The 9,514-nt window shown below is 70.1% G+C and carries 11 protein-coding genes; 8 read left to right on the top strand and 3 right to left on the bottom strand.

What is annotated here, in order from left to right:
* On the bottom strand, nt 1-695 hold a 695-nt coding region (locus VF330_RS01445), incomplete at its 3' end, for an SMC family ATPase (RefSeq protein ID WP_330849621.1).
* Nucleotides 692-1,831: an exonuclease SbcCD subunit D gene (locus tag VF330_RS01440; RefSeq protein ID WP_330849620.1), complete on the bottom strand. Its 1,140-nt coding sequence runs from the start codon at nt 1,829-1,831 to the stop codon at nt 692-694. The genes VF330_RS01445 and VF330_RS01440, both read right to left, overlap by 4 nt.
* A 98-nt stretch (nt 1,832-1,929) precedes the next feature.
* Here VF330_RS01440 and VF330_RS01435 point away from each other — a divergent pair, with 98 nt between their 5' ends.
* Together VF330_RS01435 and VF330_RS01430 are read left to right on the top strand one after the other, a co-directional pair.
* Nucleotides 1,930-2,841, top strand: a complete 912-nt coding sequence (locus VF330_RS01435) for a DNA recombination protein RmuC (RefSeq protein WP_330849619.1) — start codon at nt 1,930-1,932, stop codon at nt 2,839-2,841.
* Between the two features lie 89 nt (nt 2,842-2,930).
* Entirely contained in the window at nt 2,931-3,683 is a 753-nt protein-coding gene (locus VF330_RS01430) for a DUF6542 domain-containing protein (RefSeq protein ID WP_330849618.1), read from the top strand.
* 294 nt (nt 3,684-3,977) lie between these two features.
* On the opposite strand, the gene VF330_RS01425 is transcribed toward VF330_RS01430, so the two are convergent.
* Complete coding sequence (locus VF330_RS01425; RefSeq protein WP_330849617.1) at nt 3,978-4,922, bottom strand: 4-hydroxy-3-methylbut-2-enyl diphosphate reductase; 945 nt, start codon at nt 4,920-4,922, stop codon at nt 3,978-3,980.
* A 64-nt stretch (nt 4,923-4,986) separates the two neighbouring features.
* Here VF330_RS01425 and VF330_RS01420 point away from each other — a divergent pair, with 64 nt between their 5' ends.
* The 6 genes from VF330_RS01420 to VF330_RS01395 all read left to right on the top strand — a co-directional run bounded on the left by VF330_RS01420 (nt 4,987) and on the right by VF330_RS01395 (nt 9,279).
* Nucleotides 4,987-5,478, top strand: a complete 492-nt coding sequence (locus VF330_RS01420; protein WP_330849616.1) for a lipid droplet-associated protein — start codon at nt 4,987-4,989, stop codon at nt 5,476-5,478.
* Nucleotides 5,475-6,725: an exodeoxyribonuclease VII large subunit gene (gene xseA, locus VF330_RS01415; RefSeq protein WP_330849615.1), complete on the top strand. Its 1,251-nt coding sequence runs from the start codon at nt 5,475-5,477 to the stop codon at nt 6,723-6,725. Before VF330_RS01420 ends, xseA begins: the two co-directional genes overlap by 4 nt.
* Nucleotides 6,715-7,059 carry a sugar ABC transporter substrate-binding protein gene (locus tag VF330_RS01410; RefSeq protein ID WP_330849614.1) on the top strand — a complete coding sequence of 115 codons (345 nt, stop codon included), beginning with the start codon at nt 6,715-6,717 and terminating at the stop codon, nt 7,057-7,059. The genes xseA and VF330_RS01410 overlap by 11 nt, the downstream gene beginning before the upstream one ends.
* Complete coding sequence (locus VF330_RS01405) at nt 7,056-7,271, top strand: exodeoxyribonuclease VII small subunit (protein WP_090099824.1); 216 nt, start codon at nt 7,056-7,058, stop codon at nt 7,269-7,271. Before VF330_RS01410 ends, VF330_RS01405 begins: the two co-directional genes overlap by 4 nt.
* Before the next feature lie 66 nt (nt 7,272-7,337).
* The gene (gene glpX, locus VF330_RS01400) at nt 7,338-8,378 is read left to right on the top strand and encodes a class II fructose-bisphosphatase (RefSeq protein ID WP_330849613.1); all 1,041 of its coding nucleotides are present in this window, start codon (nt 7,338-7,340) and stop codon (nt 8,376-8,378) included.
* A 130-nt stretch (nt 8,379-8,508) separates the two neighbouring features.
* The gene (locus VF330_RS01395; protein WP_330849612.1) at nt 8,509-9,279 is read left to right on the top strand and encodes a serine protease; all 771 of its coding nucleotides are present in this window, start codon (nt 8,509-8,511) and stop codon (nt 9,277-9,279) included.
* The last annotated feature ends 235 nt before the right edge of the window (nt 9,280-9,514 follow it).

Here is a 9,514-nt window from a genome sequence, read left to right as displayed (position 1 = left end):
TCCAGCCAGCCCGGCTCGTCCGACGGCTCCTCGGACGCGGCCTCGGCGACGCGGTGCACCAGCTTGGCCGCGCCCTGCCTCCGTTCCTCCAGCGCGCGACCGGCCACGACCCGCTTGTCGCGGAACCACTTCTCGACGTCGAGGAACCGCTCGGTGCCGAAGAGCTTCTCCAGCAGCACCTCGCGTTCGGCCGTGTCCGACCGCAGGAACTTCGCGAACTCCCCCTGCGGCAGCAGCACGACCTGGAAGAACTGCTCGTACGACATGCCCAGCATGTCCTCGACCGCGCGCGCCACGTCGTCGATGCGGGTGATGCCCTCGCCGTCCCAGCCCTCGAGCCACGTCAGCGAGCACTTCGCGGGCTGCGTGGTGAAGCCGCCGCCGCGCTTCTTCGGCCGGTCGAACTCCGGCGAGCGCACGATCCGGAACCGCCGCGACTGCACGGTGAGCTCCAGCGACACCTCCGTCGGCACCTCGGGGTCGGCGTACTCGCAGCGCAGCTTCTTCACGTCGCCGCGTGCGCCGGGAACCCGGCCGAACAGCGCGAACGCCACCGCGTCGAGCAACGTCGTCTTGCCCGCGCCCGTGTCGCCGTGCAGCAGGAACAACCCGTCCGCGCCCAGCTCGTCGAAGTCGACGGTCTCCGGCCGCGGGTACGGCCCGAACGCCGTCAGCTCCAGGCGGTGCAGTCTCATTGCTCCTGCTCCCTCGCCACCGATGCGAACGCCTCGCGCAGCAACGCCTGCTCCGCCTCGGACGGCTCGGAACCGCGCGCGTCCGACACGAAGCAGCAGGCCACTTCCTCGTCGCTGCGGCCGCGCACGCGTTCCGCGTAGGTCATGTCGTGCTGCGGCCCCTGCTCGGGCCGCCATTCGACGTGCACGGCGTGCTCGAACCGCTTCTGCAGCTGCCGCAACGCGTCCATCGGCCGCACCTGGTCCGTGAGCACCACGGACAGGAAGTGGTCTTCCAGCGGCGTGTGCGCCGGGTCCTCCAGCACGCCGGCCAACGTACCCGTCACGGTCGCCAGCTGCCTCGGCACCGGCAGATCGCGCCGCTCGACGCCGACGAGGCCGCCCGCGTCGAGCTCGACCAGCCACACGGACTTCCGGTGCCGCGCCTCGGAGAACGAGTACGCGAGCGGGCTGCCCGAGTACCTCAGGTTCTCCGCGAGCGTCTGCGGCCCGTGCAGGTGGCCCAGCGCCACGTAGTCGACGCCGGAGAACACGTGCATCGACACGTCCTGCACGCCGCCGACCGCGATGGTGCGCTCGGACTCCGACGGCGCCCCGCCAGTGACGAACGCGTGCGCCAGCACGACCGACCGCGCCTCGCGCGATGCCAGGTCGGCGCGAATCCGCCGCATGGCCTCGGTCAGCACGGGCGCGTGGCCCTTGTCCGGCACCCCGAGCGCGTGCCGGGCTGGTTCCGGTTCGAGGAACGGGATCCCGTACACCGCGACCGGCCCGTGCTCGTCGGCCAGCTCGACTGGCTTGTCCAGCAACGAGATCCGCGTGCGCAGGTGCAGCCCGCCCGCCGCCGCGAACTCGCCGAACACGCCGATGCGCGCCGCCGAGTCGTGGTTGCCGGGCGTGATCACGATCGTCGCCCCCGCCGCCCGGATCCTCATCAGCACCCGCGCGCACAACGCCACCGCGTCCGCCGACGGCACGGCCCTGTCGTAGAGGTCGCCGGAGACGACCACGACGTCGACCTTCTCGGTCGACACCAGGTCGGCGAGGCCGCTCAGCACCGACTCCTGCTCCACGAGCAGGTCGCGACCGTGGAACGTCCGCCCCACGTGCCAGTCGGAGGTGTGCAGGATCCGCATGGCACAACCGTAGAGACGGGGTCCGACAAATCCCCGGGAGGGTTCCCGGCGTGTCACCCGATCGAGTTCAACGCCGGTGGGGGAGCATCATCGGTGCCGTGACCGCAGTGATCATCACCGCCTCGATCGTCCTGGCGCTCGTGAGCGCCGGGGCGTTGCTGTTCGTCTGGCGCCTCTACCAGGACAGCGTCCGCCGCACCGACGAGGCGCTCGCCGCCATCGGAGCCGAACGCGCGCGCTACGACGCGCAGCAGGTGGCCCTCCAGCGCTACGAAGTGGCGTTCTCCAGCGTTTCGGGACGGGGCGAACTGGGCGAGCAGGTGCTCGTCGAGACCGCGCGCGCTCTCGGACTCCGCGAGAACCTGCACTACACGCTGCAGACCGACGTCGCGGGCGGCGGCGCGGTGCGGCCCGACATGGTCCTGAACGTCGGCGGCGGCCGTCAGGTCCCGGTCGACTCGAAGATGTCCATGGCGACCTGGGCGGAAGCGGTCGAGACGGACGACCCGCAGGAACGCCAGGACGCGTTGCGCGTGCACGTCCGCAACATCCGTTCGCGTGCCGCCGAACTGGCGGGCAAGGGCTACCAGCGCTGGGCCGACGCCATCTACGGCACGATCATGTTCGTCCCCAACGACGGCGCCGTCGTGGCCGCGCTGGACACCGATCCCGAACTGCTGCGCTGGCTGCTCGACCGCCGCGTTTTCCTGTGCGGCCCGACCGGGTTCGCCGTGATCGCGTCGTCGGCGATGTTCGCGGTCACCGAACGGGCACTGGCCGACGACGTCGAACAGGTCAGGCTCCAGGCGGGCAGGGCCAACCGCGCCGCCGACAACGCCATCGAGGCCGTCAACCTCTCCACCACGCACCTGCAGCGGTTCCTGTCGGCACGCCGGCGCGAACTGGACGCGCTGGAGGGCTTCCGGGCGAGCGTCGAGCCGCTCACGGACGCCTCCGCCACCCCCACTCCCCTGCCCTTGGTCCGAAGGGCTGACGAACAGTCCGCCTAGAACGCACGGAGAGTGCCCGGAGGTTGCTTCTGGGTGAGAAAGGCGCGGACTCACGAACACCGATTGGCCGAACGGCTACCGTGTGCGGCGTGAGTGAGTTGCGCGAGCGTTCCACGGACTTCGATGACGACGTCGAAGACTACGACGCGGTTCCGTGGAACTACCGGGCCATCTTCGGCGAGTTCAAGGGAATCCCCTGGTGGGCCGCGATCCTGTGCGCCCTCGTACCGGCGTTCATCGGCGCGTTCATCGACATCAACTCCAGCAAGACCGTCGGCTGGACGTTCAACGCGGTGTTCTTCCTCGGCGCCCTGGCCGGCATCCTGCTGGTGCAGCGCCGCAGCCTCTTCGCGCCGATGGTGCAGCCGCCGCTGGTCCTCGCCGCCACCGTGCCCACGCTCGTGCTGCTCACCGGCGGCGTGGCCAAGGGCGGCCTGTCCGCGATGGCGCTGGGCCTGGGCAAGCCGCTGATCGACAGCTTCCCGGTGATGGCCGTGACGACCGCCGTGACCGTGGCGCTGGGCATCCTGCGGATCGTGCTGCAGAAGGACCCGAACCGCCCGAGCAGGGACGAGGTCCGCGAGGCCAAGGCGGAGATCAAGGACCGCTCCAAGCCGGTCCGCAGGCCGCGCGAGGAGGAGCCCGACGAGGACCGCCCGCGCCGCTCCCGCCCGTCGTCGGACCGCCCGGAACGCTCCGAACGTCCGGAACGCTCCGAGGGCACGCCGGCGCGTCGGCCGCGGCCGGAGGGAGCGCCCGCACGGCGCCCGCGTCCGGACGGCGCCCGTGGTGAACGGCCTTCCGGCCAGCGCCGCCCCCGCCCTCCGCGCGACGACCGCTGACCCAAGGTCACGCGCACCCGTTGGACAGTTGCGCGCGCTCGACGGCATGTGTGCGCTCGACGCGAGGTGTGCGCTTGACGCGAGGTATCCGCACGACGCGACGTGTGCGCACGACGCGATAAGCGCCGACGGCAGGAGGCGCGCGCTCCACAGCCGTTCGGGCCCGTCCCGGAGCGCACCCACCACCAAGAACCAAGACCACACCGCGCCCAGCGACCGCTGGCACCCCACGCCGAACGAACGAAGGGCGCTCCACCCGAGCCGGGTGGAGCGCCCTTCGCGTGTCAACGGGTCCTAGCGCACCAGGTCCTTGCGCAGCTCACGCGGCAGCGAGAACGCGATCTTCTCGTTGGCCGTGGTGATCTCCTCGACCTCGTCGTAGCCGTTCGACTCCAGGTGCTTGAGCAGCTCCATCACCAGCAGGTCCGGCACCGACGCGCCCGACGTGACGCCGACGGTCTCGACGCCGTCCAGCCACGCCGGGTCAACCTCCTTGGCGTAGTCGATCAGGTACGCGGCCTTGGCGCCGTGCTGCAGCGCGACCTCGACCAGCCGCACGGAGTTGGAGGAGTTCTTCGAGCCCACGACGAGCACCAGGTCGCACGACGGCGCCATCGTCTTCACCGCGGTCTGGCGGTTGGAGGTGGCGTAGCAGATGTCGTCGGACGGCGGGTCCTGCAGCTCGGGGAAGCGGTCCTTGAGCTGCCGCACGCGCACCATGGTCTCGTCGACCGAGAGCGTCGTCTGCGACAGCCAGATCACCTTGTTCGGGTCGCGCACCTGGACGTTCGCGGCGTCCTCGGCGGTATCGACGAGCTGGACGTGGTCCGGCGCCTCGCCGGCGGTGCCCTCGACCTCCTCGTGGCCCTCGTGGCCGATCAGCAGGATGTCGTAGTCCTCGCGAGCGAACCGCACCGCTTCCTTGTGGACCTTCGTCACGAGGGGGCACGTCGCGTCGATGGTGCGCAACGAGCGCTGCTCGGCCTCCGCGTGGACGGCGGGCGACACGCCATGCGCGGAGAACACCACGAGCGCGCCCTCGGGCACCTCGTCCGTCTCGTTGACGAAGATGGCACCGCGGTCGGACAGCGTCTCCACGACGTACTTGTTGTGGACGATCTCCTTGCGCACGTAGACAGGTGCGCCGTACTTCTCGAGGGCGAGCTCGACCGTCTCGACGGCACGATCAACGCCCGCGCAGTAACCACGCGGCTTCGCCAACAGGACTCGCTTGGGCATGCCACCTAGGGTACCCAGCCGCGGTCCTAGGCATTTCAGACGCGGTTGCGGCAGGCTAGGCGGCATGAAGCCACTGCCACTGGGTGTCCGCGTCGCCGCCGGCCTCGCCGCGACCGCCCTCGAACAGGCCCGCAGGCTGCCCCAGCAGCTCGCCGGACTCCCGTTGACGGTGGTCAGCGAGGCGATGCAGCTCTCCATGCGCGTGCAGCAGCATGTGACCGAACTCGCCATCAAGGGCGACGACGTCCTCTCCGGACTGCGGCCCGCCGAGGAAGAGCCGGAGTGGGCGACGTTCGACGAGGACGAGACGCCCGTCACGACTTCTCAGGAAACTCCCGCCGACGACCCGTGGGAGGAAGAGGAACGCGCGATCGCCGAGGTGCCGGAGTTCCTCCCCGGCTACGACGAGCTGTCGATCGCCCAACTGCGCGCACGGCTGCGCAACCTGGACGTCGAGCAACTGGAAGAGCTGCTGCGCTACGAGAAGGCGCACGAGTCGCGGCCCGAGTTCGTCGGCATGCTGAACCGGCGGATCGCCACCGTCACAGCGCAGTGACCGAGGCGAAGTCCACACCGGAGAACCCCTGGCCGGTGCGGACGGTGGCCCGCAAGTTGCTCGACTGGATCAACCGGCTCGGCGACGTGTGGGTCGAGGGCCAGGTCACGCAGCTCAACGCGCGCAGCTCCACGGCGTTCCTGACGCTGCGCGACCCGAGCGTCGACATGTCCATGTCGATCACCTGCAACGCCTCGATGATCCGCGAGCTGCAGCTCACCGAGGGCAGCCGCGTGATCGCGCACGGGAAGATCAGCTTCTACCCGAACCGCGGCACGCTGAGCCTGCGCGCGGACGACATCCGCGCGGTCGGCGTCGGCGAGCTGCTGGCGCGCATCGAACGGCTGCGCAAGCTGCTGCACGCCGAAGGCCTCTTCGACCCGCGCCGCAAGCGGAAGCCGCCGTTCCTGCCGAAGAAGATCGGCTTGATCACCGGCCGCGCGTCGGCGGCGGAGCGGGACGTGCTGACGAACGCGCGGAACCGTTGGCCGGGCGCGCACTTCCGCGTCGTCAACGTCGCCGTGCAGGGGCCGACGGCGGTCACCCAGGTGATGACCGCACTGTCCACTCTGGACCGCGACCCGGAGTGCGATGTGATCATCATCGCCCGCGGCGGCGGCAGCGTGGAGGACCTGCTGCCGTTCTCCGACGAGGCGCTGTGCCGCGCGGTGTCGTCGTGCCGCACGCCGGTGCTGTCGGCGATCGGCCACGAACCGGACACCCCGCTCGTCGACCACGTCGCCGACCTGCGTTGTTCGACGCCCACCGACGCAGGCAAACGGGTGGTTCCCGATGTCGCCGAGGAGAGTGAACGCGTCCGCCAGATGCGCGACCGCGGCCGGCGCGCGTTGCACGGCTGGGTCGACCGGGAACGCGGGCTGCTCGACTCGTTGCGCTCCCGACCTGTGCTTTCGGACCCGCACGGGCCGTTGGACCGCCGGTCGGAAGAGGTGAAGCGGTTTCGCGACCAGGGCCGCAGGGCAGTCACGCAACGACTCGATCGGGAAGACGTCCATCTGTCCGGGACCAAAGCCCGCTTGACGACCCTGGGACCAGCCGCCACGCTGGCCCGCGGATACGCCGTTGTGCAACTCGTCACACCCGACGGGCCCGACGGGGTCCTGCGTTCCGTGACGGACGCACCCGCAGGAACACAGCTGCGGGTACGCGTCGTTGACGGTGCAGTGCGGGCCGCTGTCCTGAGCCCGGAAGCCGATTCGGAAGGGGGAGGTACCGATGATGCGTGATGCCGTGTTCCTGCCCCTCACCATGGAGGCGGCGGGTTCCTGCGGCTCCGGCCTGCGCACGAAGGCGGAGGCGGCGAACCGCGCCGCGGCCGAGTGCTGGACGGCGATGGTGGGCGACTGCGACACCAGGGGCCGCCGCACGCTGATCCTCACGTTGCACGACCTGAGCGAGGCCACCGCCGGCACGGTGCAGTACCGGCGCGTCGCGGAGGCCGAGGCGCTCATCGACGAGGCGGTGCGAGAGGGTGACGGCGAGGAGTTCGCGGAGGCGCTGGTCGGGTACGACCTGGCCGTCGCGACCGTGCTGAGCCGCCTGAGGAGCCAATCCGCGTGAGTTCGGAAACACTGGGTTACGAAGCCGCTCGCGACGAGCTGGTGGAAGTGGTCCGCAAGCTCGAAGCCGGTGGTCTGTCGCTTGAGGACTCGCTGGCGCTGTGGGAACGGGGCGAGGCGCTCGCCAAGACGTGTGAGCAGCATCTCGCCGGCGCGCGCGAGCGAATCGATGCAGCTCTCGCCGTCGTCGAGGAGGACGTTTCGGACGCGTGATCCCGTGCAAGGATTCAGCTGCCGATCAAAAATCCGGCACGCTGAGTAGTCGCATGGAGGCGCGCAATGGTGAACACCCCCGCGGAACGACGTCGCGAAGCCCCGGACCGGAACCTGGCGTTGGAGCTCGTGCGCGTCACCGAGGCGGCCGCGATGGCCGCGGGCCGGTGGGTGGGGCGCGGCGACAAGAACGGCGGTGACGGCGCCGCGGTCGACGCGATGCGCAAGCTCATCCACACCGTCTCGATGCGCGGTGTCGTCGTGATCGGCGAGGGCGAGAAGGACGAGGCGCCCATGCTGTTCAACGGCGAGGAGGTCGGCAACGGCGAGGGCCCCGAGTGCGACGTCGCGGTCGACCCGATCGACGGCACGACGCTGATGGCCAAAGGCATGCCGAACGCGCTGGCGGTGCTGGCCGTCGCCGAGCGCGGGGCGATGTTCGACCCGTCCGCCGTGTTCTACATGGAGAAGCTCGCGGTGGGCCCGGAGGCCGCGGACGTCATCGACATCACCGCGCCGCTCGCGGAGAACATCCGCCGCGTCGCGAAGGCCAAGCACAGCGACGTCTCGGACGTGAACGTGTGCATCCTCGACCGGCCGCGGCACGAGAGCATCGTGCAGGAGGTCCGCAGGGCCGGCGCCCGCATCCACTTCATCTCCGACGGCGACGTGGCCGGTGCGATCGCCGCCGCACGTCCCACGTCGGGGGTGGACATGCTCGTGGGCATCGGCGGCACACCGGAGGGCATCATCGCCGCGGCGGCCCTCAAGTGCGTCGGTGGCGCCATCCAGGGCCGGTTGTGGCCCAAGGACGACGAGGAGCGCGAGAAGGCGATCGACGCAGGCCACGACCTGTCGCGCGTGCTCACCACGAACGACCTCGTGAGCGGTGACAACGTCTTCTTCTGCGCCACGGGCGTGACCGACGGCGACCTGCTGCGCGGCGTGCACTACCGGGCGGGCGGCTGCACGACCCAGTCGATCGTCATGCGGTCCAAGTCCGGCACCGTGCGGATGATCGACGGCTTCCACAGCCTCCACAAGCTGCGCGAATACTCCTCCGTCGACTTCGACATCCCCGAGGACGCGCAGCAGCCGCTGCCGTAGCGCACTGTGAATCTGTGAACCGTCAACGGACAGTCACCCTCCGAGTGACCCTAGTGATTGGTCGCATTCGTCCTTAGTTTCCGTCCTGACCCCGGCAACCCTGCGCCGGGTTCAGGAAAGGAACTCGACGATGAGGGCACGTTCGTTGTTCTCCGCAATCGCCGTGGCCGCGGGCGCCCTGCTCGCCAGCGCCGCCATGGCCACCGCGGCTCCGGCTCCCACCGCTGACGGCGAGGTCTCGCCGATGATCGTCGGCGGCGGCAACGCCACCCAGGTCTACCCGTTCATGGTGTCCCTGCAGAGCACCTCCGGCAGCCACTTCTGCGGCGCCTCGCTGATCAAGGCCAACTGGGTCGTCACGGCGAAGCACTGCGTCCAGGGCTCCTCGGCGGCCTCGATCCGCACCCGGATCGGCACCACGAACCGCACCAGCGGCGGCACCACCACCGGTGCGTCGCGGATCATCACGCACCCGTCGGCCGACCTGGCGCTGGTGCAGCTCAACACCTCGGTCAGCCAGGCCCCGATCACCATCTCGTCGGCGTCCGGCGCCGTCGGCACGGCGACCCGCATCATCGGCTGGGGCCAGACCTGCCCGGTCCGCGGTGCCTGCGGTGCTCCCGTGACCCTGCAGGAGCTCAACACGTCGATCGTCGCGGACAGCCGGTGCTCCGGCATCTCCGGCGCGTCGGAGATCTGCACCAACAACACCGACGGCAACAAGGGCGCCTGCTACGGCGACTCGGGTGGCCCGCAGGTGAAGTCCGTGTCCGGCCGCTGGGAGCTGATCGGTGCGACCAGCCGCTCCGGCGGTGGCGCGAACTGCGCCCAGGCGCCGTCGATCTACGTGGACGTCTCGTACTACCGCTCGTGGGTCAGCTCGAACGTGGGCGGCCTGTAACCCGGTAACCGCATTCCGCGAGGGCCCGTCTCCCAACCGTTACGGGAGGCGGGCCCTCCGCGTTGCAACCTCGCCGCTCCTCCCGCCGTCTACTTCGGCAAAGGATCGGGTTGAGCGAGGGGGTGCTCGATGCGGATGGTGCTCGTGGCGGTCGCGTTGATGTCGGTGGCGGGGTGCACGCAGGGGGCCGTGCACGCCGAAACTCCTGCTGCCCCAACGTCTTCGTCGGTCTCGT

Source organism: Lentzea sp., assembly GCF_036380075.1.
GTDB lineage: Bacteria > Actinomycetota > Actinomycetes > Mycobacteriales > Pseudonocardiaceae > Lentzea.
This window is presented reverse-complemented; position numbering and strand designations above follow the sequence as displayed.

Bases quoted from the DNA above. Each gene is read 5' to 3' on its own strand.
- VF330_RS01440 (WP_330849620.1), bottom strand. From the start codon at position 1,831: ATGCGGATCCTGCACACCTCCGACTGGCACGTGGGGCGGACGTTCCAC.
- VF330_RS01425 (WP_330849617.1), bottom strand. From the start codon at position 4,922: ATGCCCAAGCGAGTCCTGTTGGCGAAGCCGCGTGGTTACTGCGCGGGC.
- glpX (WP_330849613.1), top strand. From the start codon at position 7,338: ATGGTGAACACCCCCGCGGAACGACGTCGCGAAGCCCCGGACCGGAAC.
- VF330_RS01410 (WP_330849614.1), top strand. From the start codon at position 6,715: ATGATGCGTGATGCCGTGTTCCTGCCCCTCACCATGGAGGCGGCGGGT.
- VF330_RS01420 (WP_330849616.1), top strand. From the start codon at position 4,987: ATGAAGCCACTGCCACTGGGTGTCCGCGTCGCCGCCGGCCTCGCCGCG.
- VF330_RS01395 (WP_330849612.1), top strand. From the start codon at position 8,509: ATGAGGGCACGTTCGTTGTTCTCCGCAATCGCCGTGGCCGCGGGCGCC.